Annotated in this window: 28 protein-coding genes; 16 read left to right on the top strand and 12 right to left on the bottom strand. The window is 64.5% G+C overall.

What is annotated here, in order from left to right:
• Nucleotides 1-2: 2 nt before the first annotated feature.
• The 5 genes from J2X19_RS04530 to J2X19_RS04550 all read right to left on the bottom strand — a co-directional run bounded on the left by J2X19_RS04530 (nucleotide 3) and on the right by J2X19_RS04550 (nucleotide 8,400).
• Nucleotides 3-677 carry a PAS domain-containing protein gene (locus tag J2X19_RS04530; protein ID WP_310371037.1) on the bottom strand — a complete coding sequence of 225 codons (675 nt, stop codon included), beginning with the start codon at nucleotides 675-677 and terminating at the stop codon, nucleotides 3-5.
• The gene (locus J2X19_RS04535) at nucleotides 674-3,703 is read right to left on the bottom strand and encodes a chemotaxis protein CheB (protein WP_310371040.1); all 3,030 of its coding nucleotides are present in this window, start codon (nucleotides 3,701-3,703) and stop codon (nucleotides 674-676) included. The genes J2X19_RS04530 and J2X19_RS04535 overlap by 4 nt, the downstream gene beginning before the upstream one ends.
• Nucleotides 3,704-3,889: 186 nt before the next feature.
• Nucleotides 3,890-6,148, bottom strand: coding sequence for a catalase (locus tag J2X19_RS04540; protein WP_310371042.1), 2,259 nt, complete (start codon nucleotides 6,146-6,148; stop codon nucleotides 3,890-3,892).
• 42 nt (nucleotides 6,149-6,190) lie between these two features.
• Nucleotides 6,191-6,463, bottom strand: a complete 273-nt coding sequence (locus J2X19_RS04545) for a hypothetical protein (RefSeq protein ID WP_310371044.1) — start codon at nucleotides 6,461-6,463, stop codon at nucleotides 6,191-6,193.
• Between the two features lie 158 nt (nucleotides 6,464-6,621).
• Nucleotides 6,622-8,400, bottom strand: a complete 1,779-nt coding sequence (locus tag J2X19_RS04550; protein ID WP_310371045.1) for a diguanylate cyclase domain-containing protein — start codon at nucleotides 8,398-8,400, stop codon at nucleotides 6,622-6,624.
• Between the two features lie 270 nt (nucleotides 8,401-8,670).
• Between J2X19_RS04550 and J2X19_RS04555 the strand changes: the two genes are divergently transcribed.
• The 3 genes from J2X19_RS04555 (at nucleotide 8,671) to J2X19_RS04565 (ending at nucleotide 11,952) form a co-directional block, all read left to right on the top strand.
• On the top strand, nucleotides 8,671-9,198 hold the full coding sequence (locus J2X19_RS04555) for a hypothetical protein (RefSeq protein WP_310371046.1): 528 nt from the start codon (nucleotides 8,671-8,673) through the stop codon (nucleotides 9,196-9,198).
• A gap of 139 nt (nucleotides 9,199-9,337) precedes the next feature.
• Nucleotides 9,338-9,862: a pyridoxamine 5'-phosphate oxidase family protein gene (locus J2X19_RS04560; RefSeq protein ID WP_310371047.1), complete on the top strand. Its 525-nt coding sequence runs from the start codon at nucleotides 9,338-9,340 to the stop codon at nucleotides 9,860-9,862.
• Nucleotides 9,863-9,873: 11 nt separating this feature from the next.
• Nucleotides 9,874-11,952 (top strand): AsmA family protein, encoded by a 2,079-nt coding sequence (locus tag J2X19_RS04565; protein ID WP_310371048.1) that lies wholly within the window; start codon nucleotides 9,874-9,876, stop codon nucleotides 11,950-11,952.
• Nucleotides 11,953-11,956: 4 nt separating this feature from the next.
• Here J2X19_RS04565 and J2X19_RS04570 read toward each other — a convergent pair whose 3' ends face one another.
• Entirely contained in the window at nucleotides 11,957-12,694 is a 738-nt protein-coding gene (locus tag J2X19_RS04570; RefSeq protein WP_310371049.1) for a Crp/Fnr family transcriptional regulator, read from the bottom strand.
• A gap of 229 nt (nucleotides 12,695-12,923) precedes the next feature.
• On the opposite strand from J2X19_RS04570, the gene J2X19_RS04575 reads away from it, so the two are divergent.
• The 5 genes from J2X19_RS04575 to J2X19_RS04595 all read left to right on the top strand — a co-directional run bounded on the left by J2X19_RS04575 (nucleotide 12,924) and on the right by J2X19_RS04595 (nucleotide 16,741).
• On the top strand, nucleotides 12,924-13,328 hold the full coding sequence (locus J2X19_RS04575) for a hypothetical protein (protein ID WP_310371051.1): 405 nt from the start codon (nucleotides 12,924-12,926) through the stop codon (nucleotides 13,326-13,328).
• A gap of 110 nt (nucleotides 13,329-13,438) precedes the next feature.
• A complete protein-coding gene (locus J2X19_RS04580) occupies nucleotides 13,439-13,597 on the top strand; it encodes a DUF3309 family protein (protein WP_092759009.1) in 159 nt (52 codons plus the stop codon).
• Nucleotides 13,598-13,599: 2 nt separating this feature from the next.
• Nucleotides 13,600-14,919, top strand: coding sequence for a PQQ-dependent sugar dehydrogenase (locus tag J2X19_RS04585; RefSeq protein ID WP_310371055.1), 1,320 nt, complete (start codon nucleotides 13,600-13,602; stop codon nucleotides 14,917-14,919).
• 11 nt (nucleotides 14,920-14,930) lie between these two features.
• Nucleotides 14,931-16,319 (top strand): cardiolipin synthase, encoded by a 1,389-nt coding sequence (gene cls, locus J2X19_RS04590; RefSeq protein ID WP_310371057.1) that lies wholly within the window; start codon nucleotides 14,931-14,933, stop codon nucleotides 16,317-16,319.
• A gap of 8 nt (nucleotides 16,320-16,327) precedes the next feature.
• Nucleotides 16,328-16,741 (top strand): DUF2177 family protein, encoded by a 414-nt coding sequence (locus J2X19_RS04595; protein WP_310371059.1) that lies wholly within the window; start codon nucleotides 16,328-16,330, stop codon nucleotides 16,739-16,741.
• A 26-nt stretch (nucleotides 16,742-16,767) separates the two neighbouring features.
• Here the strand turns inward: J2X19_RS04595 and J2X19_RS04600 are convergent, their stop codons facing one another.
• The 5 genes from J2X19_RS04600 to J2X19_RS04620 form a co-directional block, all read right to left on the bottom strand.
• Nucleotides 16,768-17,313 carry a hypothetical protein gene (locus J2X19_RS04600; RefSeq protein ID WP_310371061.1) on the bottom strand — a complete coding sequence of 182 codons (546 nt, stop codon included), beginning with the start codon at nucleotides 17,311-17,313 and terminating at the stop codon, nucleotides 16,768-16,770.
• On the bottom strand, nucleotides 17,310-17,693 hold the full coding sequence (locus tag J2X19_RS04605; protein ID WP_310371063.1) for a phage holin family protein: 384 nt from the start codon (nucleotides 17,691-17,693) through the stop codon (nucleotides 17,310-17,312). The genes J2X19_RS04600 and J2X19_RS04605 overlap by 4 nt, the downstream gene beginning before the upstream one ends.
• A gap of 29 nt (nucleotides 17,694-17,722) precedes the next feature.
• On the bottom strand, nucleotides 17,723-18,103 hold the full coding sequence (locus J2X19_RS04610) for a hypothetical protein (protein ID WP_116604557.1): 381 nt from the start codon (nucleotides 18,101-18,103) through the stop codon (nucleotides 17,723-17,725).
• A 48-nt stretch (nucleotides 18,104-18,151) separates the two neighbouring features.
• On the bottom strand, nucleotides 18,152-18,316 hold the full coding sequence (locus J2X19_RS04615; RefSeq protein ID WP_092758995.1) for a DUF1328 domain-containing protein: 165 nt from the start codon (nucleotides 18,314-18,316) through the stop codon (nucleotides 18,152-18,154).
• A 196-nt stretch (nucleotides 18,317-18,512) separates the two neighbouring features.
• Nucleotides 18,513-19,886, bottom strand: coding sequence for a CHASE3 domain-containing protein (locus tag J2X19_RS04620; protein WP_310371066.1), 1,374 nt, complete (start codon nucleotides 19,884-19,886; stop codon nucleotides 18,513-18,515).
• A gap of 56 nt (nucleotides 19,887-19,942) precedes the next feature.
• On the opposite strand from J2X19_RS04620, the gene J2X19_RS04625 reads away from it, so the two are divergent.
• Nucleotides 19,943-20,575: a response regulator gene (locus J2X19_RS04625; protein ID WP_092759190.1), complete on the top strand. Its 633-nt coding sequence runs from the start codon at nucleotides 19,943-19,945 to the stop codon at nucleotides 20,573-20,575.
• Nucleotides 20,576-20,592: 17 nt separating this feature from the next.
• On the opposite strand, the gene J2X19_RS04630 is transcribed toward J2X19_RS04625, so the two are convergent.
• The gene (locus tag J2X19_RS04630; protein WP_116604555.1) at nucleotides 20,593-21,003 is read right to left on the bottom strand and encodes a response regulator transcription factor; all 411 of its coding nucleotides are present in this window, start codon (nucleotides 21,001-21,003) and stop codon (nucleotides 20,593-20,595) included.
• 320 nt (nucleotides 21,004-21,323) lie between these two features.
• Between J2X19_RS04630 and J2X19_RS04635 the strand changes: the two genes are divergently transcribed.
• The 7 genes from J2X19_RS04635 to J2X19_RS04665 all read left to right on the top strand — a co-directional run bounded on the left by J2X19_RS04635 (nucleotide 21,324) and on the right by J2X19_RS04665 (nucleotide 26,256).
• Nucleotides 21,324-22,124, top strand: a complete 801-nt coding sequence (locus J2X19_RS04635) for a beta/gamma crystallin-related protein (RefSeq protein ID WP_116604554.1) — start codon at nucleotides 21,324-21,326, stop codon at nucleotides 22,122-22,124.
• Nucleotides 22,125-22,300: 176 nt separating this feature from the next.
• Nucleotides 22,301-22,852, top strand: a complete 552-nt coding sequence (locus J2X19_RS04640; protein ID WP_116604553.1) for a hypothetical protein — start codon at nucleotides 22,301-22,303, stop codon at nucleotides 22,850-22,852.
• 40 nt (nucleotides 22,853-22,892) lie between these two features.
• On the top strand, nucleotides 22,893-23,111 hold the full coding sequence (locus J2X19_RS04645; protein WP_116604552.1) for an osmotically-inducible lipoprotein B: 219 nt from the start codon (nucleotides 22,893-22,895) through the stop codon (nucleotides 23,109-23,111).
• 66 nt (nucleotides 23,112-23,177) lie between these two features.
• Nucleotides 23,178-23,756, top strand: coding sequence for a BON domain-containing protein (locus J2X19_RS04650; protein ID WP_310371078.1), 579 nt, complete (start codon nucleotides 23,178-23,180; stop codon nucleotides 23,754-23,756).
• A 261-nt stretch (nucleotides 23,757-24,017) separates the two neighbouring features.
• Nucleotides 24,018-24,929, top strand: a complete 912-nt coding sequence (locus J2X19_RS04655; protein ID WP_116604550.1) for a transglutaminase-like domain-containing protein — start codon at nucleotides 24,018-24,020, stop codon at nucleotides 24,927-24,929.
• Between the two features lie 25 nt (nucleotides 24,930-24,954).
• A complete protein-coding gene (locus J2X19_RS04660; RefSeq protein ID WP_310371080.1) occupies nucleotides 24,955-25,326 on the top strand; it encodes a DUF4398 domain-containing protein in 372 nt (123 codons plus the stop codon).
• Between the two features lie 18 nt (nucleotides 25,327-25,344).
• Complete coding sequence (locus tag J2X19_RS04665) at nucleotides 25,345-26,256, top strand: OmpA family protein (RefSeq protein ID WP_310371083.1); 912 nt, start codon at nucleotides 25,345-25,347, stop codon at nucleotides 26,254-26,256.
• Nucleotides 26,257-26,273 lie beyond the last annotated feature (17 nt).

Below are 26,273 nucleotides of genomic sequence, written 5' to 3' on the forward strand. Positions count from 1 at the left end.
TCTCAAACGTTCGGTGCATGGTCGCCCGGCGGTAGCTGCTCGGCCAGCGCCCGGTAGCGGGCTTCGCTCTCGCGCATGGCGGCCGCCATGATCTTGGCCTCGCTCACGTCATGCAGCACCATGTGTTGCAGTGCCGCGCCCTGGTCGTCATGGCCGGCGCGGGTGGTCAGTTCGACCCAGCAGGTACTGTCGTCGCTGCGGCTCATTTGCAGTTCGCAGGTCTGTGGCATGCCGGAGTCGAACAGCTGCTTGCGGCACATGTAGTAGCTGTCCTGGTCGGCCTTGACGATGAAGCGGCTGATGCGCTGCCCCACCAGCGCACTGCGCGCCACGCCCAGCAGCTTGGCGGCGGCGATGTTCGCCTCCAGCACCAGGCCGTTGACATCTACCGTGCAGTAACCCACCGGCGCCAGGTCGTACAAGTCGAAATAGCGGGCCCGCGCCACATCCAGCAGCACCTGGGTGCGCCGCAGCTCGTCGTTTTGCATTTCCAGTTCGATCTGGTGTACCTGCAGCTCATGCAGTGTCTTGCGCATGGCCTCCAGCGACATGGCATGCGGGCTGTGGTGCAGGCCTGGCTGTGCGGCTTGCACCTGGTCTTCGGCCCGTTGGCGCAAGTCCTCTACCGCTTGGTCTGGCGGGCGAACACTGCTCTCTTTTTTACTGTTGGGGGTCACAGTCCACCTCCGTTTTTCTGACCGGTTTCGAACTCTTTTGCGCGTTCGGTCGTGGCAATGGCATAGACCTGGCCGCTGGCGTTCAGCAAGGCCGTGGAAGTCAGGGACACTTCGATCACCGAGCCATCCTTGGCCAGGCGCTGGGTCACATACGGCTCCAGCGTTTGGGCCTGGCTGAGCTGTTGCACCCGCTCCAGCGCAATGCCGTGCTCTGCGGCCGGGATGCGGGCGCTGACGTTCATGGCCAGCGCTTCGGTTTCGCTCCAGCCGTACATCCGTACCGCACCGGGATTCCAGGCCAGGATGCTGCCGTTCAGGTCTTGCACCGTGATGGCATCGAAGGCGTCGCGCACCACGACCGCCAGGCGCAGCTGCGCATTGGCCGTACGCAGGGCCTCGCGGGTACGCACCATCTCGGTAATGTCGACAAAGGTGATCACCACGCCCTCCACCACATTGTCTTGCGTGCGGTAGGGCAGGATGCGCATGGTGTAGTGCTTGCGGTCAACCGTCTGCACGTCGATCTCGTAGGCCTGCAGACTGGTCAGTACCTGCTGCACATCGGCCACCAGCCGGTCGTAGCCCACCAGGTTCGAGGCGATGTGGGCGACAGGGCGGCCCACATCGCTGAGTATCAGGTGGATGATCTGCGTCACCGCCGGGGTGAAGCGCAGGATGTGCAACCCGTGGTCCAGGAAGATGGTGCCAATGCCGGTGCCCGCCAGCAGGTTGTTCATGTCGTTATTGGCGCGCGACAGGTCGGTTACCTTGGTTTGCAGCTCGGTATTGACGGTGGCCAGCTCTTCGTTGATGGACTGCAGCTCTTCCTTGGAGGTTTCCAGTTCTTCGTTGGTGGACTGCAGTTCCTCGTTGATGGACTGCATCTCCTCGTTCGATGACTTGAGTTCTTCGTTCGAGGTTTCCAGCTCCTCGTTGGCGGCGTGCAAGTACTCTTCCTTGGCCTGCAGCTCCTCGTTCAGCTCGGCGATCTGCGCCTGCGTATCCTGGCTATGGCTGCTGGCCGACAACAGCGGCGGAGTCTGTGCCGGCAGCTCCAGCGCCGGGGCTTCTTCCAGCACCACCAGGTACAGCGGCGATTCCAGTGCCGACGGTGGGCCCGTGTCGACCGGGCAGACGCTCAGGTTGACCGGGGTGAAATGCCCATTGGTCTTGACCCGCAGATTGGCAATCTGCACCCGCTCCTTGCTGTTGGCCGCCTTGTGCAGCGCGGTGGTCAGCTCGCGGCGCAGGCCTTCGCGCGCCATCTTCACGATGTTGTTGATGCCGGCCTCGCCGGGAGCCGGCTCCAGGAACATGCCGGTGCGGCCATGCAGGTAGAGGATGTCGCCCTGCGCATTCACCAGCGCGGCCACCGGGGCCAGCTGCTGCAGCAGGGTCTGCTCGGTGAGTGCGCGTAGCGACAGCTTCAGCGGCGTGGGCAGCTTGCCCGAGGCCGGCGGCAGCACCACGTCCTTGATGGCCGTGGGCGGCAGAAACCGGCCCAGCGCGGCGCGCTGGGCGCCCTGGAAGTCTTCCTTGCGCTGGTAGGCCTTGGCCTTGCGGTCCAGCACGGCAAACACATCGCCCAGCTCGCCCACGGTCTCCGAGCTGCCCAGGAACAGCATGCCGCCCGGCAGCAGCGCGTAATGGAACAAGGCCATCACCTTCTTCTGCAGGTCCGAGCCCATATAGATCAGCAGGTTGCGGCAACTGATCAGGTCGAGCTTGGAAAACGGCGGGTCCTTCACCAGGTTGTGCTCGGAGAACACCAGCATGTCGCGGATGCTCTTGTGCACCCGGTAGGCGCTGCCATCGGGCTCGGCGGTGAAGAAGCGGGCCAGCCGCTCGGGCGTGATGTCGTCGGCAATGCTGGCCGGGTACAGGCCGGCGCGGGCCGTGGCAATCGCGCGGCTGTCGATGTCGGTGGCAAATACCTGCACCTTGTAGCTGAGCTTCAAGGCCTCCAGCCGCTCCTGCAGCAGGATGGCGATGGAATACGCCTCTTCGCCGGTTGAGCAGCCGGCCGACCAGGCGCGCACCACGGCACCCGCGGGCTTGCCCTCGAACAGCTTGGGCAGCACCTGGGCTTCCAGCACCTCGAAGGCCTCGGGGTCGCGGAAGAAATTGGTCACGCCTATCAGCAGGTCGTTGAACAGCGCGTCCACCTCGGTGGTGGTGTGCTGCAGGAATTTGACGTAGTCGTCTAGCGCCTCGATCTGGTGGACCGCCATGCGCCGCTCGATGCGCCGGTAGATGGTGCTGGGCTTGTACTGCGAAAAGTCGTGGCCGGTATGGGTGCGCAGCAGGATGAAGATTTTTTTCAAGGCGTTTTCGGTCTGCGGTGCGCTGGTCGAGGTGACGGGTCGGGGCGGCCGGCCAAAGGCGTGGGCCACATAGGCCATCAGCTGGGCGGGCATTTCGGCCGGGGGGAGTTCGTAGTCCACCAGGCCGGTGGCCAGGCTGCTGCGCGGCATGCCGTCGTATTCGGCGGAGGCTGGGTTCTGCACCATCACCATGCCGCCTTCGTCCTTGATGGCGCGCAGGCCCAGCGTGCCGTCGCTGCCGGTGCCTGACAGCACGATGCCGATGGCCCGCGCATGCTGGTCTTGCGCCAGCGAGCGGAATAAAAAATCGATCGGCAGGCGGTGGCCGCGCGGCGCGCTCGGCTCCAGCAGGTGCAGCGCACCGTTCAGGAAGGCCATGTCGCGGTTCGGCGGGATGATGTAGGCGCAATTCACCTGCACCAGCATGCCGTCGGTGACCTCGACCACCTGCATGCGGGTGTGGCGCTGCATCAGCTCGGTCAGCAGGCTGCTGTGGTCGGGCGCCAGATGCTGCACCAGCACAAAGGCCATGCCCGGGTCCTTGTGGTCGGGCATGCCGGAGAAAAAGGCTTCGAACGCCGCCAGCCCGCCGGCCGACGCGCCAATGCCGACGATGGGGAATTGCGGGCCAGGGAGAGTGGGGGTGGCGGGTGCCGCTGCGGTGCTGGGGCTCTTTTTGGAGCCGGGTCCCTTGCTTGCCATGGTTCTCTCCTGTTACGACGAAGAGTCAGGCGGGCGCTTCAGCGGACTTCAGTGTAGTCCCTGGATGGTCCAAAGTAAAAAACTCCTAAAAATATAGCTGCTAGCGCAGGTGGAATATGCGCTGGCAGCACTTTTTACCCAAATTTTGGCCGCACTTCTCCCGCTGGGCCGGCACCGCCCCATGGCTCAGGCCGGTACCGTGGCCAGGCCGCTGCGGCTCCAGTGCCGGTGCTGGCCCATGGCCTGGATGAAGGCCGGCGCGAAACCCGCCGGCAGCGCACCCGCGGCCGCCAGCACCACGCCGGGCAAGGGCAGCACCACGCCGGGCTCGGTCACCTGGCCTGCGCCCAGGCTGGCCAGCAGGCCGGCGCCCGAGCCGCAGGCGCCAATCGTCTTGCAGTGCTTGTAGGCTTCGAGCACGAAGTGCACCGCGTCGCCATCGGCTGCCATGGCCGCCGCGTGCAGGCCCATGCAGGGCAGAAACACCGCGTCGAACACCACCGAGGGTGTGGTCAGCAAGCTGCAGTCCACCGGCAGCGGTGTGCCGTCGGCCGCCTGCACCGTGCCCAGCGCCGCTGCCACCACCTTGCTGCTGGCACCGGCATCGGCCAGCGCCTGCTGCATGGTCTGCACGCTGGTGGCGTCCACGCCATTGGCCACCAGGATCGCCACCGTGCGGGTGGCGATATTGCCGCCTGGCGCTTGCGCCATGCTGAGCGCAGGCGAGGGCTGCACGTCCACCGGGTGCGGCGCCGCGCGAAAGCCCGACCACAGGGTGGCGGCCTGCTTGTTGGGCGCACCTATGCCCAGCGGCGCGGCCACCCTTGCCGCCAACTGGCCGTCTACATGGGCCAGGTTGTCGACCATGCGCTGGCGGATGGCCGGGGTTTCGAGCTTGGACAGCTCGAACTGGAAGGCCGCCACGATGTGGTCCTGCTCGGGCTCGGTCTGGCTCAGCCAGAACATGCGGGCCTGCGAAAAATGGTCGTCAAAGCTGGGGCTGCGCTGGCGGATCTTGGGCGACTCCAGGGCCTCGTGCACGCTGCTGAAGCCCTTGGCTTGGGCCTGCGTGCCGTCGACGCGGAATTCATTACCGCTGGCCAAGGTATTCGGCTCGTAGGCCACGCGTCCGGTGTTGACCTGCTGGCGGTGCATGCCGTCGCGCTGGAAGTTGTGCATCGGGCATTGGGCCCGGTTGATCGGCAGCTCGTGGAAGTTGGCGCTGCCCAGGCGCGACAGCTGGGTGTCGGTGTACGAGAACAAGCGCCCCTGCAGCAGCGGGTCATTCGAGAAATCGATGCCCGGCACCAGATGCCCGGGGTGGAAGGCCACCTGCTCGGTTTCGGCAAAGAAGTTGTCGGGGTTGCGGTTCAGCACCATGCGGCCGATGCGGCGCACCGGCACCAGCTCTTCGGGGATCAGCTTGGTCGGGTCCAGCAGGTCGAAGCTGAAGCGGAACTCGTCTTCCTCGGGCACCACCTGCACGCCCAGCTCCCACTCGGGGAAGTTGCCGCTGTCTATGGCTTCCCAGAGGTCGCGGCGGTGGAAGTCGGCGTCTTTGCCAGCCAGCTTCTGCGCCTCGTCCCAGGCCAGGCCGTGGGTGCCGAGCAGCGGCTTCCAGTGGAACTTGACGAAGCTGGCATCGCCCTGGGCGTTGACCATGCGGAAGGTGTGCACGCCAAAGCCCTCCATCATGCGAAAACTGCGCGGAATGGCGCGGTCGGACATAACCCACATCAGCATGTGGGTGGACTCAGGCATCAGGGTCACGAAGTCCCAGAAGGTGTCGTGGGCGCTGGCGGCCTGCGGGATCTCGTTGTGCGGCTCGGGCTTGACGGCGTGGACCAGATCCGGGAACTTGATCGCGTCCTGGATGAAGAACACCGGGATGTTGTTGCCCACCAGGTCGTAGTTGCCCTCGGCGGTATAGAACTTGACGGCAAAGCCGCGGGCGTCGCGCGCCGTGTCGGCCGAGCCGCGCGAGCCGGCCACGGTGGAGAAGCGCACGAACACCGGGGTCTGCAGCGCCGGGTCGGACAAAAATTGGGCCTTGGTGAGCCCGGCCATGTTTTCATAGACCTGGAAGAAGCCGTGTGCGCCCGCGCCGCGTGCATGCACCGCGCGCTCGGGGATGCGCTCGTGGTCGAAGTGGGTGATCTTCTCGCGCAGGATGAAGTCTTCCAGCAGAGTCGGGCCGCGCAGCCCGGCCTTCAGCGAGTTGTGGTTGTCGGGCAGGGCCAGACCCTGGTTGGTCGTCAGGCTCTGGGCGGTGGGCTCGGGGGGCCGGGGCTGGTGGCTGCGGCGGGTCACGGGCTCGCCCAAGGCGACCTTGCCTGGCGGCGGCGCGCCCTCGGCGGTGAAGTCGGCATGTTCCTGGGCCAATGGTTTGGCGGCTGGGGTTTTGGTTTTGGGGCTTTGGTTTTTTGCGGGGGTCCGGGGTGCCATGGTCAAGTCCTTGGGTATTCGGGTGCGCGGCCGGATGCGGGCTCAGCGCTGGAGTTTTTTGTAGGTGCGGTCGGCCTCGGGGCCGCGGTCGGTGTCTTGCAGGCCGCGGCTGACATCGCGGTAGGCCTGCTCGACTTCCACGCTGGGCGTGCCGTCGGTGGCTTCTACCGACTGGTCGCGCTCGTGCGGCAGCTTGGGGTGGGTATCGGGCGGTGGGCTGTCGGGTGCCGAGCCTTTGCGGCGCGGCGCGCTGGTATCCACCGATTTGACGGCGGGCTGGACGGCAGGGGTGGGTTTGCGGGTGCGGGTGGGCATGGCTGTCTCCTGAAGGCCGGGGTCAATCGCGGCGGCATGGAGGCACCTTAAAACGGTAGGCAATGGCCCGTCAGTGCGCTGGCGCACATTTACGCTATTAAGAGGAAATAAGGGCGCTGGCGCTTATCTGACCTGCGCAAGCTGCTATCAAATCAGGATTAATCCGGGTCCGGGTCGAGCTCGGTGCCGCTGTCGTAGACCTGCACGCAGTCGCGCCCGGCGGCCTTGGCCGCGTACATGGCGGCATCGGCATTGCGCAGCAGGGTGTCGGCGTCGCCGCCGGCTTCCGGGTACAGCGCGATACCGATGGAGGCGCCGACCTGCAGGCTGTGCGACTCGATCTCCATCGCCTGGCTGATGCCTTCGAGCAGGCGGTAGGCCAGGCCCAGCGCGCGGTCGCGCTGTTCTACCGGGTACTGCAGCACGGCGAACTCGTCGCCCCCCATGCGGGCCACCAGGTCGCCGTCGCGGGCGATGCGGCGCATCCGCTCGGCCAGCAGGGCCAGCACCTTGTCGCCCACGGCATGGCCAAAGCTGTCGTTGATGGGCTTGAAGCGGTCGATGTCGATGAAGTGCACGGCAAAGCCCACGCCCAGGCTGCGTGCGGTTTGTGCGGTACTGGCCAGGCTTTCCAGGAAGGCCTCGCGGTTGACCAGCGAGGTCAGGCCGTCGTGGCTGGCCACGTGGCGTATGCGCTCCTCGGCCAGCCGGCGTTCGGTGATGTCGGTATAGGTGCGCAGCATGCCGCCGCCTTCGACCGGCACGCTGCGCACCTCGATGACCCGGCCGTTCGGGCGCTTGCGGTCGTAGCCATGGGGCACGTGCAGCCCGTCGACCGCGCGGACCAGGGACAGGGTCTGCGGCGGCGTGTGGGCAAATTCGCCGCTGGCTTCCTGGTAGGCGAACACCTCGTCCACCGTGGGGCGCCGCTCCATCAGCTCCTGGGGCAGGTCGAGCAGTTCGCGGGCCCGGCGGTTGCAGACTTCGACCACCCGCTCGGCGCTGACCATCAGCACGCCTTGCTCCATGCGCTGCAGCGTGGCTTCCAGCAGGGTGGATTTTTCCTTCAGGATGGCTTCGCTCTCGCGGGCCCGGCGCTCTGCCGCCTGCAGCAGCCGCTGCTGGTGCTTGAGCGCACTGATGTCCACATGGGCGAAATAGCCCTTGCCGTCGGGGCTGCGCTGGGCGATGACCCGGCTCCAGCGGTCGCGCGGCAGCGGCAACTCGAACGGTGCGCCGACGAAGCCCATGCTGTCGGCCAGGGTGGCCAGGCCGGCTTCGAAGAGTACGCCGCCATCGGTGATCTGGCCCTGCCAGGCGGCCCGGTAGGCCCATTCGAACTGCTGGCCCCGCGCCGCCTCGCGGTCCGGCAGGTCGTACATCAGCACGAAGGACTGGTTAACCCAGTCGATGCGGTCGTCGGTACCGGTGACCATGACGCCGTCGGCCACGTGTTCGAACAGGGCGTCGTCCTGGATCGGCGTTGTACCCAGGGCGCTGAGGATCTGCGCGCCCTGCGGCCCGGCAATCGGCGTGCGCACCTGCCAGATGCGGATGCGGCCCACCTTGGGCAGCGGCAGGGAGGCCGCCCACAGCCGCACGCCCAGGTGCTCGAAGGCGAACGGGCGTTGCTGGTTGCGGTGCCGGGCCAGGCCGTCGGCCACGTAGCGTTCCATCGCCGCCAGCTCGCCGGCTGCCAGGCGGTTTTGGTAGAAGCGGCGCAGATTGGCCTGGTAGGGTTCGCCCACGTGGATGTGGGCCGCATGTTCGGGAAACAGCTTGAGGAAGGTGCGGTTCCACACCAGGGCGCGGTCGGCTTCGTCGAATACGCAGGTACCTATGCCCAGGCTGTCGAGGGTTTCCGCCACGGCGCGCAACACCGGTAGTGCGCTGGCCGCAGCTGCGCTGGGCTCAAAAGGTGGCGGTTGTTGGTCCATAGCGCTGTTGTCTCGCTGGCGTCTGAGGGACGGTTTTTGTCTCACACCGATTTGAAATCAGAATGTACCCGAGTCTGCTGCTGTTGCGCTCATTTTTTGGTGCATCAACTTTTAAGAGAAATATGGGTTTTGCGCATGCAGCACCTGCACAAGCTGCTATTAAAAATGAATGAACAGCTGCCGTACCTCCAGTCTTATGTGGGGTAGCGCACAGACCGGCTTGCAGCGCGCTCACTAAGGTGCGGCTTTGGTTTTCTCGCGGAGATACCCATGCAGCAGTTCGTGCCGCCTTCTGTCCCCCCGTTGGCCGCGCAGTGGCCCGGGCTCTCCATGGCCGGCGCCATTCTGCGGCAGATGACCTGGGCCGGCCATGCCGCACCCCGCAGCACGGCTGGCTGGCAGGACGACCAGCAGTTTGTGGCCCTGATGAATGCCTACCGCAGCAGCGGCGGGCTGGCGCGCGCGCAAGAGGTGCTGGAGCTGTTTGTACGCCGCGGCGGGCCCGATGTCGCCACCTTGGCGCGCTGGGTGGTGCAGCGCGATGTGCTGAGCTTCGACTGGCATACCGACAACTGGATGCCCTTGTTCCAGTTCGATCCGGCCGATATGCGCCCGCTGCCGCAGCTGCGGCCGGTGCTGGCCGAGCTGACCGGCGTGTACAGCGCATGGGAGCTGGCCGAGTGGTTTACCGAGCCGAACGCCTGGTTGCAGGGCGCCACGCCAGCGGACCGGCTGGGCCGCGATGCGGCAGGCGTGCTGGATGCGGCCCGGGCCGACCGGTTTGTGGCCAATGGCTGAGTGATTTGTCTCTGCCAAGATCGCAGCCCACCGTGTAGTAACGTTGTAGGAAGTGGCCGACAGACAAAGCCGGTTGCCACCGATGGCGCGTATCCTGCTTTAACTCCATGATGGCCGCTTACCCGCTCTGGAGCTACCGATGAAAACCGAAACCCAACCCACTGCCGAGTTGGCGCAGCTATGCCAGTTGCTGGAACCGATGACGATCGCCATGCTGACCACGTTTGACACCCATGGCGCCCTGGTGAGCCAGCCCATGGTGCCGTTGGAGATGGACGAGACCGGTGCGCTGTGGTTCTTCACCGACCTGCGTTCGGAGAAGGTCGAGCATCTGCAGGTGCTGAACCTGGCGTTTGGTGATGTGCCGCACAGCACCTATGTGTCGATTTCTGGCCATGGCGAGATCCATACCGATGCCGCTCGCATCGAGCGCCTGTGGACGCCCATGGCCCGGCCCTGGTTTCCCGATGGCGTGGAGTCCACCCACCTGGGCCTGCTGAAGGTCGTGCCGCACGAGGCCGAGTACTGGGATGCGCCGCACAGCCGCATGGTGCGCATGTTTGCCATGGCCGCCTCGGCGGTGGCGGGCAAGCCCCTGGCCCTGGGTGAGCATGCGGTGCTGACCGATTTGTCCGAGCCGGCCCGCTACCCGCAGCCCGTATGAAGCCCTTGGCCATGCCCACCACCCGCCGCCGCCGCTGGCGCACCGCTGGCGCCGTATTGCTGGGCGTGCTGGTGGCCGGCGGGGTCGGCGAGTGGCTGGGTTGGCCGTTTCTGGCGGCGCCGCTGCAGAACGCTTTGTCCAGCGCGCTGGACCGCCGCATCACCATTGATTCCGCCGCCAGCCCGGAAACGCCGGATGCGAGCGGCTTTCAGGTGCGCTTTCTGGGTGGACTGCGGCTGACCACGCCACGGCTGGAAATTGCCGCACCCGCCTGGAGCACCACGCCCCATATGCTGGTCGCCCAGGGCGTGGCGCTGAAGCTGCGCTATGTGGACCTGTGGCGCGCCTACCGTGGCCAGCCGGTGCGCATAGAGAGCTTGCAGGCCCGTACCCTGGATGGCAACCTGGAGCGCCAGGCCGATGGCCGCGCCTCATGGCAGTTTGGCTCCAAGCCACCCTCCGATACGCCCACTGAACGCACCCGCTTGCCGCTGTTTGGCCAGTTGTTGGTGAACGATGGGGTGGTGCGCTACAAGGACGTGCCGCTGGGTGCCGACCTGCAGGCCAGCATATCGCTGGCGCAGCTGGCCCCGGGTGATGCGGTGGGGCCGCAGACGCAGGAACCCACCAGCGTGCTCAAGGTGCAGGCCGATGGCCGTTACCGCAACCAGCCGCTGAAGATCATGCTGGCGACCACGGCAGTCCTGCCGTCGACCGAGACCGACGATATCCAGGCCTTGCCGGTGGCGCTGGCGCTCGACGCCACCGTGGGCCGCGCGCAGCTGACCTTCAAGGGCAGCGCCAAGGATGTGCTGAAGCCCGATACCTTTGCCGGTCGCTTCAGCATCAAAGGCCCGTCGCTGGCCGCTGTGGGCGACCCGGTGGGCGTGACCTTGCCCACCACGCCGGCTTTCCGCAGCGAGGGCAGCCTCGTCAAGCAGGGTAGCAACTGGCAGGTGGTGGTGGACGATGCCACCGTCGGTGCAAGCCGTTTGAAGGGGGCTTTTACCTATGATGCGGGGCGCAGCACGCCGCTGCTGTCGGGCCGGCTGGGCGGCAGCCGCTTGCTGCTGGCCGACCTGGGGCCGGTGGTCGGTACCACGCCTGCGGCCACGGCCGACACGGCCGAACCGCTGCAAGTCAAGGCCCGTGGCAAGGGCAAGGTCTTGCCCGACCGGCCATTCGATCTGCCGGCCATGCGGGCGATGGATGCGAATGTGCTGATCGACATCGGCGAAGTCGATCTCAACACCAAGCTGTTACAGCCTTTGAAGCCGCTGAGTCTGCACCTGCAACTGGTGGGCGGCGTGCTCACCTTGCGCGACCTGGTGGCGCGCACCGCCCAGGGGCAGCTGCGCGGCGACCTGACGCTGGACGGCCGGGCGGCCACCGCCTTGTGGAGTGCCGATCTGCGCTGGGACGGCGTGCGGCTGGAGCAATGGCTGCAGCAGACCCGGGCCAAGGGCTTGCCGCCGTATGTGGCGGGCAAGCTGCAAGGTCGCGCAGTATTGACAGGGCAGGGCCGTTCGACCGCTGAAATTCTGGCCAGCCTGAAAGGGCAGTTCCGCACCGAGCTGCGCGACGGCGCGGTATCGCACCTGGGCGTGGAGCTGGCCGGCATCGATCTGGCCGAGAGCCTGGGCATGCTGATCAAGGGCGACGATGCCTTGCCGGTGCAGTGCGCGGTGGCCGATCTGGCGGTGGATGGCGGCGTGTTCCGGCCGCGGGCGATGGTGGTGGATACCGTGGACTCGGCGGTCTGGATCGATGGTTCGTTGTCGCTGGCAACCGAGGAGATGGATCTGCGGGCGGTGGTGGTGCCCAAGGACTTCAGCCCCCTGACCTTGCGCACCCCTTTGCGGGTGCGTGGCAGCTTCAGCGATCCACAAACCTCGCTGGAGAAAGGCCCGCTGGGCGCCAAGGTTGCCGCTGCGGTCTTGCTGGGCCTGGTCAATCCGTTTGCGGCGCTGATCCCATTCATCGACGTAGGCGACAACAAGGAAGCCGAGCGCGATGCAGTCGGCTGCCGGGGCCTGAAACAGCGCGTGGCAGCGGTGGCGGCCGCCCGGCCCCCGGCTGTCAAAAAATAAGCCGCTAGACCAGCGGGCGCTGCGGCGGCCGGCCGTCGCCGTACAGGTCGGCCAGGCGGACCAACGCCTTCACGTCGCGCAGCCAGAGCCGGCCGTCTTCGATGTGGTGCAAGCCCCGCCGCTCCAGCTTGCGCAGGGTTTTGTTGGTGTGCACCAGCGACAGGCCCAGGCCGTCGGCAATGTGCTGCTGGGTCAGTGGAAACGGTACGCCGGCCGCCCCCCCGTCGTCTTGCAGCGCAGCGGCCCGCTTGAACAGCAGTATCAGCAGCGTGGCGATGCGCTCCTCGGCGCTGCGCCGGCCTACCGACAGCAGGGTGTCGTCCACCAGCGATTCCTCGTGCGCGGTCAGCCAGGTGATGTTGAACCCCATGGCGGGTGACTGGCGGTGCAGCTCCCACAGGGAGTCGCGCTGGAATACGCAGAACAGGCTATCGGTCAGGGTCATCACGCCGTGGGCCGCGGCGTCGCCCATTTTCTGCTGCACGCCGATGAAGTCGCCGGCCAGCAGAAAGGTGAGGATCTGCCTGCGGCCGTCGCTCAAGGTCTTGTAGCGGAAGGCCCAGCCTTCGCGCAGCGTGTACAGCGGGGCATTGGTCTGCCCTTCGTGGATCAGGGTTTCGCCGGGGCCCATCTGCATTTCACGCCGCTTCAGGGACTGCACGATGGCCACTTCATCGTCATCGTTGCGCAGGAACAAGGGCAGTGGCCGCAGCGGGCAGGCGCTGCAGCGAACTTCGGTCATGGCTGGCCTTTCTCGTGGTTCTAGTGGCTTGACGCTTGTGTCTTTTGACACAACTGCAGGGGCAGGGCACTCGTACATTGCAGGCGTATGCCCTGCCTGTTGCAGCTGCCTGGGATCTTATCGCTTGGCAGCTCTGGGCATGGGCTGTTTTCGCCTTCTTTTTAGCGAGACTGTTGACATGCCCCGATCTGCGCCGACATGCCTCCCTGTGGCCCATGGCCCGAACCCCATGGCGCCCAAGGTATACCGTTTTTACACGCCATCGCCGGCAAGGCTGCGTCCACCGGCACAGGCCGGCCATGCGCAGGTGTTCCGCCCCCCTGGCAAGGAAGACACGGCCCGCGTTACGCCGATGGTGCGCAAGCAGCAGTCCCTGCCCGTGCCCGTGGTCGCCATGGAAGACTGGGACCTGCTGTTTGGCGCCGTGACCGACCGGCTGCGTAGTGCCGTGGCATCTGCGCCACTACGGCCGGGACGGGGCGAAGCCTTGGACGCCTGTGTGCTCGACTGCCTGCAAGCCTTGGAGCAACTGCGCGCCACACACAACCAGGCCTGGAGCGCGCAGCAGCGCCTGGCGCTGGAGCTGTTTGACGCGCGGACCGCTTTGGCGCAAACCCGCACCGATATGGCCTAAAAGACCTGTTCCAAGCCTATGTGCGGTATCGCACCGATGGATGCCGGGCCGGCGTCTAAATTGCATGCAGGGCGATAGGCGCCGATTTTTATAACTACTAGGAGTACGCCATGGGTATAGGAACTATTTTGCTGATTGTTTTGGTGTTGATGCTGATCGGTGTGTTGCCGACCTGGCCGCACAGCAGCAGCTGGGGCTATGGCCCTACCGGCGGTATCGGCCTGGTGCTGGTCATCATCGTGGTGCTGCTGTTGATGGGTCGGATATAGCCATGCATGGGGCCGGTGGGATCGCGCTGCTCGCAAGCGCCGCGGCCTTGCTGCTGGGCGGCTGCGGCGAAGTCGCGAAGCTGCCGGTTTCGGCCGGCACGGGGCCGCAGCCCAGCCTGCCTGCGCCCAATCCCACCCTGATCCCCACCGTCAACATTGCACCCGCAAAGCCCTGGCCTGATGGGACGAAGCCCATTGCTGCGGCCGGTACCCAGGTGAACGCATTTGCCAGCGGCCTGGACCATCCGCGCTGGCTGTATGTACTGCCCAACGGCGATGTGCTGGTGGCCGAAACTAATGCACCGCCCAAGCCGGACGATGGCAAGGGCATCAAGGGCTGGGTCATGCGATGGGTGATGGGTCGAGCGGGTGCGGCTACGCCCAGCGCCAACCGCATCACCTTGCTACGCGACACCAACGGCGATGGCGTGGCCGACATGCGTTCGGTGCTGCTGGACGGGCTGAATTCACCGTTTGGCATGGCCTTGGTGGGCGACAGCCTGTTCGTGGCGAATACCGATGGCGTGCTGCGCTTTCCATACGTCACCGGCCAGACCCGCATCACGGCATCTGCCAGCCGCCTGGTGGAGTTGCCCGGCGGGCCGATCAACCACCATTGGACCAAGAGTCTGCTGGCCAGCCCGGACGGCAAGCAGCTGTATGTGGGCGTAGGCTCGAACAGCAATGTGGCCGAGCGTGGCATGCAGGCCGAGGCCGAGAGGGCCGCGATCTGGCAGGTGGATACGCAGTCGGGTGCGCACCGGGTCTTTGCATCTGGCTTGCGCAACCCGGTCGGGCTGGCCTGGGCGCCCGAGGGAGGCGCGTTGTGGACGGTGGTGAACGAACGCGACGAGATCGGCAGCGACCTGGTGCCCGACTACCTGACCTCGGTGCGCGACGGCGGCTTCTACGGTTGGCCCTACAGCTACTATGGCCAGCACGTCGATGTGCGGGTGCAGCCACCCCAGCCTGCACTGGTGGCCAAGGCCTTGGTGCCGGACTATGCGCTGGGGCCGCATACTGCCTCGCTCGGTTTGGCGTCCTCCGTGGGTACCTCGTTGCCGGCAGAGTTTGCGGTGGGCATGTTCATCGGCCAGCACGGTTCTTGGAACCGCCGACCGCACAGTGGCTACAAGGTGATTTTTGTGCCCTTCAAGGCCGGCCAACCGGTAGGTCCGCCGGTGGACGTGCTGACCGGATTCTTGACCGCCGAGGGCCATGCGTCCGGCCGGCCGGTGGGAGTGGCGCTGGACACCCGCGGTGCGCTGTTGGTGGCCGATGATGTCGGAAATGTGGTTTGGCGCGTGACTTCTGCACCTTGAGGCAGTAGCCTATGCGCATGCTGAACCAATGTGTGCGCTATGCCCTGGCCCTGGGCCTTGTATGTCTGGCGGGCTGTAGTAGCCTGCCGCGGATCACCCCCGACCTGGCGCAACGGCGCGGTCCACCGCCCCAGCTGGAGGGCACGCATGGACCGCTGTCGGCGGCGCGCAGCAAGGCCATTCTGGACGGTCTGCGCAGCCGTGGCACCGAAACCAATATCTTCGACCGCCACCTGGCGCTGGAAGAAGCGATTGTCGGCAGCCCGTTGACGGCAGGTAATGCGGTGGTACTGCTGCAGGACGGCCCGGCCACCTACCGCGCCATGTTTGCCGCCATCGAGGCCGCGCAAGACCACATCAACCTGGAAACCTACATCCTGGAGGACGATGAGGTAGGCCAGCGCTTTGCCCAGGTGCTGATCGCCAAGCAGCAGCAAGGTGTGCAGGTCAACCTGATACGCGACAGTGTGGGCACGCTGGGTACGCCGGCGGCTTTCTTCCAGCGGCTGGTAGACAGCGGCATCCAGGTGCTGGAGTTCAACCCGGTGAATCCTTTGCTGGCGCGCACCACCTGGGAATTGAACCAGCGCGACCACCGCAAGCTGCTGGTGGTCGACGGCCGCACCGCGTTCCTGGGCGGCATCAATATCAGCAGCGTGTACTCGGGGGGCTCGCGCAGACGCAGCGTCCAGCCACCCGATGAAAACCGCCTGGCCTGGCGCGATACCGATCTGCAGCTGACAGGCCCGGTGGTGGCCGAGTTCCAGAAGCTGTTCATCGCGACCTGGGAACAGCAGAAAGGCCCGCCGCTGGCCGCCAAAAACTACTTCCCAACGCCCACCCGCGCCGGCAACCAGGTGGTGCGGGCGATTGGCAGCGCGCCCGGTGAACCCTTCAGCCATATCTACGCCACGCTGCTGTCGGCGATTGGCAGTGCCGAAACAAGCGTGAGCCTGACCAATGCCTACTTTGCCCCCGATCCGCAGTTGCTGGAGGCGCTGGAGGCAGCGGCCCGGCGTGGTGTGGATGTACGCCTGATACTGCCAAGCCAGACCGATTCCTGGCTGGTGTTCCATGCGGGGCGCGGCTACTACGAGCGGCTGCTGCGCGCGGGCATCAAGATCTACCAGCGGCGCGGTGTGATCCTGCATTCCAAGACAGCGCTGATCGATGGCGTATGGGCGACCGTGGGTTCGACCAATCTGGACTGGCGCAGCTTCTTGCACAACCAGGAGCTGAATGCGGTGGTGCTGGGTGCCGAGTTTGGCAGCCAGGTGCAGGCCATGTTCGCCAAAGATCTGGAGGCCTCCGACGAGGTGACGCTGGAGCAGTGGCTGCGCCGCCCAATCGACCAGCGGCTGAAGGAGATTTTTTCAAGGGCCTGGGAGTACTGGCTGTAGCCGCTGCGATGCCCGCATTGAAGAAGTACCTTGCGGCCTACCTGGCCACCATCGTGGTGTTGTTGGTATTGGACGGGCTGTGGTTGGGCCTGCTTGCCATGCCGCTGTACCAGCAAGGCATAGGACATTTGATGGCCGCCCAGCCCAATTTTGTGGCGGCTGTGGCGTTCTACCTGGTGTATGCCGCAGGTTTGCTGGTGTTTGCGGTGGCGCCCCGTGCGGCCCAGCCCGGCTGGCACAGTACGGCGCTGGCGGCTGCATTTTTTGGGTGCGTGGCCTATGCCACCTACGACTTGTCCAACCTCGCGACCTTGCGCGACTGGCCCGTAGGCTTGTCGCTGCTGGATATTCTGTGGGGCAGCTTGCTGAGTGCTGCAGCCGCCACCGCCGGCAAGCGGGTGTTGGGCCGTAGCAAGGCCTGATGGTGCAGGCAAGCCACGCGGGCAAACTAGCGGATTGGAGGGCGGTTGGCCCGCGTTTCCGTTGGCGGCGGCGCAGGTTCTGGCTTGCGCGCTTGCAACGCCGTCACCAGCGTGGTCATCCAGGACTGCAGGGGCAGATGGGCGATGCCTTTGGAGAGCAGTTGCGTGCTCAGGCCGGCAAACAGTGCGGGTTTCAGTATCCAGCGCCATGGTCGGCCCCAGACCAGCAGGCCGCCCACCAGCACAGCACCCAATGCCAGACCCAGCGGGTTGCGCCGGGCCATGGGCTGCACGATGGCTTTGGTGGTGTCGGCGGCAAGAATGCAGGCGATGCGCAGAGGATGCTGGGTCCACCAGCTGCCAATCGCCTCGATCAACACATTGGCCAAAGGAATGGAGCGCAGACTGTCCAGCCAAGCAGATGGGGGGCTGGCTGCATCCACCCTTGTTCCGGGGGGCGGTGTGTACGTCCCTTTGAGGAGGGCTTGGCGCAGCAAGGCACGCGACACATCCAGGCGTTCAACGGCTGAAGATGTGGGCAGTGCCAGGAATGCGGTAGACGGGGTACTCATGGCGTGCCTACCTCGCGCAACATCGCCATATCGTTCTTGATTTGCTGCCGCACATTGCCAAAGCTGCTGGTGTTGGCAGAGCTGCGGGCGGCGATCAGGCAACACACAGCGATCGCCAGTGGCAGCATGGGCGCCAGCAGCAAAGCCCACAGGGAATGGATATCCGCTATGGGCGTGGTGGCCCATAGCATGAGAGCCACCCCTGCGAGCATTGCCGAGATGGCGATGCAAACCAGGGCTACGCTGAACAATACTGTGCGCTGTTTCCAGCGCCCGGTCGCCTGGCCGAGCTCCTCGGACAGCAGCTCGGCATAGGCCTCGGCGTGGTTCAGTAGCAGCTGCGGCTGGGTCGCTATCAGGCGAAGCAGGGGAGGCACCATGGCGCGCGATCTGCGGCTACGCCAGGGCTTTAGATGTCATCACGCGAACGGCCTGCAAGGTGCACCAGGGCAGCCAGACCGGCGCCAATCACGGCGGCAATCAGTACGGCCTTGACGGGTTCGTCCTTGATGTAGTTCAGGGTCGAGTCGGATGCGCGTTGCGCCTGGGCCTTGACCTTCGCCGAACTGTCCTGCACTGCCTCCTTGCTTTGCTGCAGCAGTGCACTGGCTTGTTCGCTGGCGCGGTTCAGCAATGGCGCAGCCTGGGCGCGCAGGCCGTGCACGGTGTTGGCCAGGTGGTCCAGCGTGTCATTGGCCACACGTTGGGTGGATTTGATCACGCTGTCGGCAGATGCGGCGGCCTGGTCGGCAAGCTTGTTGGTTGGTTGTTCAAGTTGGTTGTCAAACATGGGTATTCCTTTGATAGTGGTTGGGATCGGTGGGGCCAGCAGGCTGGCCTAGCTTTTCTTGATGAGGCCGAACAGAAAGCTGGCGACAGCCAGAACGGCGAACACAATGAACAGGATCTTGGCAATGCCCACTGCGCTGGCAGCAATACCGGTGAAGCCGAACAGTGCGGCGATCAGAGCGATGACGAAGAAGACGACGGCGTAGTGCAACATGGTGTTTCCTTGCTTGGCGGATGGAATGCCATCCTTGGTTTCTGGGGCTCGCAAGCCTTTGGTTGCGATGGACCCAGTGTCTGCTCTGGCGCACGGCGTGGCGATAGGCAGCTTTGCCGTAGCCTTGTCGGGAGAGGGCCCCAGCCGGCGTAGGACTGCGCCGACAGACCGGCCGCATGGCGCGGCCGGGTGGATTTCAGGCGCTGGCTTCTGCGGCCGGGGGGGTGGCCACGGAAATCGGCAGCCGGGCCTGGATCAAGGTGCCGCGACCGGGGCCAGACACTATGGTCAGCACCCCGCCTTCGGCTTCGACCCGAAAGCGCATGCCCACCAGCCCGTACGCCGATTGCGGCTTGGTGCTGGTGTCAAAGCCCACACCGTCGTCGCGCACCGACACCTCCACCTGGCCATCGCGCGTGCCCAGTGTGACCCAGACATTCTGGGCCTTGGCGTATTTGGTGATATTGGTAATGGCCTCTTGCACCAGACGGTAGACCATCAGTTCGGCGGTGGTTTTCAGTTCGACCGGTTCCAGCGAGCAATGTACTTGCACGGTGGATTGGTCGGCGAACTCGCGCGCCAGAATTTCCAGGGTGGAGACCAGGCCCAGGTTGCTCAGCGCAGAGGGGCGCAGGTCTTCGATGATGCGCCGTCCGAGTGCGATGCCGGAGTTGAGGGTGCCCACCAAGTGCGTCAGCAACTCCAGGGCTTCCGGCGCCGTGCCGCCCAGCCGCGATCGGATGCGGGCCGCATCGAGCTTGGCCGAGGTCAGCAGCGCACCCAGATCGTCGTGCAGATTGCGCGCCAGGCGGTGGCGTTCGTCCTCGCGGGCGGTCTGCAGATGGTGGGTGAGTTCGGTGAGTTGGGCCGTGCGTTGGACCACTTCCACCTCCAGCCGGTCGCGTTCGACCTGCACCATGCGCTGTATTTCTAGCTGCTGCTCCCGGAACAAAAAGATCTGGCGGAAGTACATGAACAAGGCCAGCAGGCTGAGGGCCGTGAGTGCAGCGACCCCACCGCGGTTGAACATCAGCATGCCGTAGATTTCGCTGCGGCCTTTGGTCACGTTCTGGGTCTCGTATTCGAGCAGTTCTTCGGTGAGCTTGCGGATGGTGTCCATCTGCTCCTTGCCGATATCGGACATGACGATGTCCTTGACCGCATCGTCCTTGCCTTCGTCGTGCATCTTGATGGTCAGGGCCAGTTCGGACAAGCGGGTGTCCGTCACGCTGTGCAGCTTCCCCAGCACATCGTTGGGCAGGCGCTGGCCCCGGTAGTAGACGTCCAGAAACTGCAGTGACTCGCCGATTTTTTGCAGCGCGGTGTCGTAAGGTTCACGGTATTCCTTGCGATTGGTGACCAGGTAGCCGCGCTGGCCGGTTTCGGCGTCCAGAATATTTTTTGTGAGGCTTTGTATCGTGGTGCGGGCCTCTCCCACGCTGCCCAATTTGTCGAGTATCGCGACCGACTGGAGGTACGACCCCTCACTGATCAGCACAATCGAGAGTGCCGCAGTACATGCCAGTACGAATACGATACGGTTGCGTTTGACAACGTTGATAAAGTTCATCTTCAGCCTTCAACCGAAAGTGTGGGAACATGCTGCAGAATGTTCCGCCAAATACCATGATCCGAATTGCTATTGTTGACGACCACGCCATGGTCCGCGCTGGATTGCGCCAGTTTTTTGCCGACCAGATCGACTTCGCGGTGGTGGCTGAAGCCACCAACGGTCGCGAAGCGCTGGACATTGTCCGCAAAGGCGAAATTGACGTGATGATCATGGATATCTCCATGCCCGACCACAGCGGTGTGGACGCACTGGTGGCCATCAAGGCCCGTGCGCCCGATCTGCCGGTGCTGATCCTCAGCGGCTTTGCCGAAGAGCATTACGCCACCACCTTGCTGCGCCAGGGCGCGAGCGGCTACTTGAACAAGGACTGCGATCCCGAGGACATCGTCAAGGCCATCCGCACGGTCTGCCGGGGGCGCAAGTACATCACGCCCGGCATGGCCGAGCGGCTGGCCGATGGCCTGGGCGGCGGGGGCGAGAAACCCCCTCATGAACAGCTGTCTGAACGTGAGCTGCAGGTCTTCTTGCGGCTGGCCAAGGGCGAAACCATAGGCCATATGGCGGTGAGCATGTCGCTCAGCGTCAAGACCGTCAGCACTTACCGCACCCGGGTGATGGAAAAGATGCAGCTGGAGTCGAACAGCGACCTGACCTATTACGCGTTGAAAAACGGCCTGATCCAGTAGGCCGCACGGCCCCGCGCTCAGGCCAGCGCACCGGAAGCGGTGTTGCCCGAGTGGCCGTTGGCCAACTCGCCGCAGTAGTCGATCAGTGCGTCAATCTCGTTGGATTTGTCAAACACCCGGTCGGCTCCCAGGTCCAGGCATTTGCGCCGCATATCCTTGGTGGCGTAATTGCTCAGCACCACCAGCTTGCGCGGTGGCAGCAGTCCATGTGCTGCACGCAGCACGCCCAGGCCGGAGCCGGCTTTCAAGAAAATATCGACGATCACCAGATCGACATGGTTGCTGGGACGGGTCAGCCACTGTACGGCGCTGAGTTCATCTTCGGCGGTGCCGATGACCGCAACCGGCACGAGCTCTTCCAGCGTAGCGATCAGGCTTTCTCGGATCACCGGGCTGTCTTCAACGATATAGGTTTTAAGCTGGGGCATGAGCGCGGCACTAATTCCTGAGAGTCCAGAGCCAGCGGCCCCGCCCTGTGTTGGTAACGTGTATTGTGTGCAAACAATGCACGCTACGTAAGGTGTTAAACACTAGATTGGACACCAGTGTGCATTGAAAGCGGGCACAAATCCATCGGGCATAGGCGCGGTCGGTTGTCAGATTTGTCCTACAGGGCGCTGCGTGTAGGACAGCAACTACCGTAGCCCGCGGTGCCGTCTGCTGGTGCCGGCCAAACCCCCGCCGCACACTGTGGCTGCCTTAGGGGCTCGCCGTCTTGGCGGGCTCCGCTACTCCACAGGAGACACGCATGAAAAATATACTTAAAACCACACTTGCCATCAGTGCCATGGCGGTCGCGGCCCAGGTAGCCGCCCAGGTCACTTTTTACGAGAACGAAAATTTTGAAGGCCGGTCCTTCACAACCCAGAACGAGGTCCGCAACTTCGACCGTGCGGGATTCAACGACCGTGCTTCATCGGTCATTGTGTTTGGCGAACGCCAGGAGGTCTGTGAAGACTCGCAGTTCCGCGGCCGCTGCGTGGTCTTGCGTGCCGGGCGCTACCCTTCATTGAGTGCCATGGGCTTGAACGACCGCGTGTCGTCAGTGCGCACGGTAGACCGCAATGCCCGGGTGGACGACAACCGCTATGCGCCGCCGCCCATGCCGGTCTACGACAACCGCCGGCGCAACAACGAGCGCCTGTTCGAAGCCGATGTGACCTCGGTACGCGCTGTGTTGGGTACGCCCCAACAGCGCTGCTGGATGGAGAAGGAAGAAGTGCAAAGCCGCGGCAATGCCAACATCGGCGGTGCCGTGGTCGGCGCCCTGCTGGGTGGCGTGTTGGGCCACCAGGTTGGTGGTGGGCGCGGTCAGGACATCGCCACCGCCGGCGGTGCTGTTGCCGGCGCGGCCGTGGGTGCCAATGTAGGCCGCAACGGCCAGCCCACCACCCAGGACGTGCAACGCTGTGCCACCGAGCCGGCGTCGACCCGCCCTGAGTACTGGGACGTGACCTACAACTTCCGCGGCCAGGAGCACCGCATCCAGATGACCACGCCACCCGGACGCACGGTCACCGTGAACCGCCGCGGCGAACCCCGCGCATAAGCCTGCCTGCGCAGCTTCAGACGGCCCTTCGGGGCCGTTGCTGTTTCTGGGCCATGCAGGGCGCCGAGCGGATCGCGTAGGACATCTACTACGGCAATTGGCGGCACTGTCTGCTGTGCGCTGCGGGCATGGCCACGCACACTGCAACTATCCCATTTACCGAAAAAAGGATTTCCATGAACATGTTTTTCAATCTCAAAACTTCTGCCCTCGTCGCTGCAATGATGTTGGCCTCGGTGTCCCAGGCCGCCACCATGTCCAAGGACGAATACCAGGTGGGCAAGACCCGTATCAGCGCGGACTACAAGACCGACAAGGCGGCTTGTGCATCGCTGGCCGACAACGCCAAGGACGTGTGCATGGAAGAAGCCAAGGGCAAGGAAAAGATCGCCACGGCCGAGCTGAAAGCCGCCCATTCCGGCAAGCCAGCCGACCACACCAAGGCACTGGAAGCCAAGGCCGAAGCCAACTATGCGATTGCCAAGGAAAAGTGCGATGACAAGGCTGGCAACGACAAGTCCGTCTGCGTGAAGGAAGCCAAGGCCGTCGAGGTCAAGGCCCTGGCCGATGCCCGCACCGCCAAGCAAATTGGCGAAGCCAAAACCGAAAACGCCGACGAAAAGCGCGATGCCGACTACAAGGTGGCCGTACAGAAGTGCGACACCCTGGCCGGCGATGCCAAGACCAGCTGCGTGAGCGCAGCCAAGGTCAAGTTCGGTAAGTCTTGAGCTTTTTGATCCTTTTGAAAAGCCAACACAAGGAAGCATTATGAAAACCACACGTCACTATGCAGCTAGCGCTTTGGCAGCGGCTGCCCTGGTCATTCTGAGCGGTTGCGCCGGCATGACCCGGCAAGAAAAGGGTATCGCCACCGGTGCCGCGATTGGCGGCGTTGCCGGTGCAGCCGCCGGCGGCGGTGTGCTGGGTACAGCGGCCGGTGCCGCTGTCGGCGGCGTGATCGGTAACGAAGTCGTCAAGAAGAAGTAAGCAAGAAACAAGCAGTCAGCGCCGGGGGCTTACCCCCGTGCGCATGTTGGTAAGGAGGAAGTATTTATGACAAACTATTTTGAATCCCGCTCAGTGGGAATCATTTTCGCCGCCGTGCTGGCCCTGTCCGTTGTGGGCTGCAGCAAGCAGGTGGATGCCACCGGCGCTGCGGCCCCAGGCACCACCGTCGGCACCGAGATCGACGACACGGTCGTCACCGCCAGCGTCAAGTCTGCACTGCTGGCCGACCCCGATGTGAAGAGCCTGGACTTCAAGGTTGAAACCCGCAAGGGCGAAGTGCAGCTCAGCGGCTTTGTAGAAAGCCAGGCGCAGATCGATCGCGCCACGTCCATCGTCCAAGGCGTGTCGGGCGTGAAAAGCGTGGACAACAAGCTCAGCCTGAAGGTGGCCGATACCACCGTCGGCAACAAGGTCGACGACGGCATTGTGACCGGCCGCGTCAAGGCCGCGCTGCTGGCCGATGCCAGCATCAAAAGCCTGGACATCGGCGTGGTGACACGCAAGGGAGAAGTCCAGCTGAGCGGCTTTGTCGACAACCAGGCGCAGATCGACCGCGCAGTGCAGGTCGCCCGCGCCACGGAAGACGTGCACAGCGTCAGCAACGAAATGACCATCAAGAAATAGCCTCTGGCGTTTCTGTCCCATCCGCCACCCCTGGTTTTTTCCTCGGGTGGCTTTTTTATGCGTTTCGTGCCGCTAGCGCAGATTTTATAAGCGCGAGCAGCTATAGAAATTAGAGCGCAGCTACTTTGGGCCATCGGATGTAAACCCTGTAGGCGCATGGCCATGGTCGGTGGCTGTGCTTGTCCTACCGCGGGCCGCGTTGCTGTCCGCTTACCGGGTGAGGGGCAGGTACCTAGACTGGCCCTACACCACCGCCTCGCTATGAAAAACACCCCAACCTCTACCAAGCCGCCTACGCTGCGGCTCCAATTTTCGATCGACCTGGACTACCACATCACAGCACCTGCCTGCGATTTTGTGTTCAATATCCACGCCGCCAAAACTGCCCACCAGACCGTGGTATCCGAGGCTCTGAAGATCAGCCAGCCCGTGCCCCATGTTCTGTACACCGACCCGGTGACGCAGACCCGCTATCTGCGGCTGACCGCGGCCACTGGCGCTTTGAGCGTGCACTACGAAGCGACGGTGGACCTCAGCCATTTCACCGCGCTGCCCGAGAACATCCCCGAGGTCGGTGTGGCCGATCTGCCGGGCGAGGTGCTGCAGTACCTCTACCCCAGCCGCTACTGTCCGTCGGACCGCCTGCACCGCCTGGCCCTCAATGAATTTGGCGAACTGCCCCCGGGCTACAGCCGGGTGCAGGCCATCCACGACTGGGTGACGAGCCGGGTCAACTTCCAGTCCAATTCGTCCGATGGCAACACCACCGCCATCGACACCCTGGTGGACCGGGTCGGCGTGTGCCGCGACTTTGCGCATCTGATGATCGCGCTGTGCCGCGCCGTCAACATCCCGGCCCGTTTCACCACCGGCATCGACTACGGCGCCGACCCGGCGCTGGGCCCGACCGACTTCCACGCCTATGTGGAGGTCTTCCTGGGCGACCGCTGGTACATCTTTGACGCCTCCGGCGTGGCCATTCCCATGGGCTTTGTGCGCCTGGGCATAGGCCGCGACGCCGCCGACTCGGCCTTTGCCACCATGTTTGGCGGCGTGACCAGCAGCGCGCCCGTGGTGCATATCGAGGCAATACCCAATGCGCTCGGCAAGCTGGTCTTGCCGCAGCACGTACCGCATGGCCTGTCCACCGACGGCCAGGCGCAGGCTTTCTGAATTCCTTTTTCCACTGGAGATCTTTATGACAAAAAACACCTGGCCCCTGGCCGTGACCGCTGCCGCCCTGGCATTGCTGGTCGGCTGCAGCAGCATGAAAACCCCGGCCACCGCGGATGTCGCGGTATCCAAAGCCGCGGTGGACAGCGCGGCCGGTGCCGGCGGGGCCGAATTTGCGCCGCTGGAAATGGCTTCGGCCCGCGAGAAGATGGCCGCCGCCCAGAAAGCCATGGCCAGCAAGGACTACAAGCTGGCGGCCGTGCTGGCAAACCAGGCCCAGGCCGACGCCAAGCTGGCCCAGGGCAAGGCCAACTCGGCCAAGTCCCAGGCCGCAGCCGATGCGCTGCAAGACAGCGTGCGCGTTCTGCGCGAAGAACTCGACCGCGCCAGCAAGTAAATCCCAAGAAAGAACACCATGAAAAAACTCTACGCCACCCCCATCGCCCTGGCCCTTGCTGTATTGCTCGGCGCCTGCAGCTCCATGCCCACCAGCACCAGCCTGCTGGAGCAAACCCGCAGCGACTACCGGATGGCCCAGGCCAATCCCGATGTGAACCGCTACGCCCCGCTGGAACTCAAGCAGGCCGGTGACGCGCTGGCCCAGGCCAATGCCTCTGCCGACCACAAGGACAAGCCGGAAAAGGTCGACCAGCTGGCCTACCTGGCCAAGCAGAAGATCGCGCTGGCACGTGAAGCCGCGGTCCAGAAGGCGGCCGAAACCGAGGTCGTGAAGGCCGGCAAGGAAAGCGATGCACTGCGCCTGCAGCAACGCTCGAACGAAGCCGACCAGGCCAAGGCCAATGCGATTGCCGCCCAGCAAAATGCCCTGGTCGCCCAAGGCGATGCCGCCGATGCCCAGCGCAAGACCGAAGAAGCCCGCCGTATCGCCGCCGAAGCCCAGACCCGCAACGCCCAGCTCGAAGCCCAGCTCGCCGACCTGGCCGCCAAGAAGACCGAGCGCGGCATGGTCATTACCCTGGGCGACGTGCTGTTCGGCACCGACCAGGCGCGTCTGACCCCGGACGGCATGCGCACCGCGCAAAAGCTGGCCGATGTGTTGCAGCAGAACCCGCAGCGCAAGGTGCTGGTCGAAGGCTTTACTGACAGCACCGGCGCCTCCGGCTACAACCAGGAACTGTCGGACCGCCGCGCCGGCGCCGTGCGCACTGCTTTGGCGGGCATGGGCATTGGCAGCGAGCGTGTGGCCATCCGCGGCTACGGCGAAGCCCACCCGGTGGCCGCCAACGATACGGCCGCCAACCGCCAGCTGAATCGGCGCGTGGAGATCGTGCTGTCGGACGACAGCGGCAAGACTATTGCACGCTGATCTTTAGATGAAACAGG

Origin of the sequence: Rhodoferax ferrireducens, from assembly GCF_031458075.1 — a bacterium.
Taxonomy (GTDB): Bacteria; Pseudomonadota; Gammaproteobacteria; order Burkholderiales; family Burkholderiaceae_C; genus Rhodoferax_B; species Rhodoferax_B ferrireducens_A.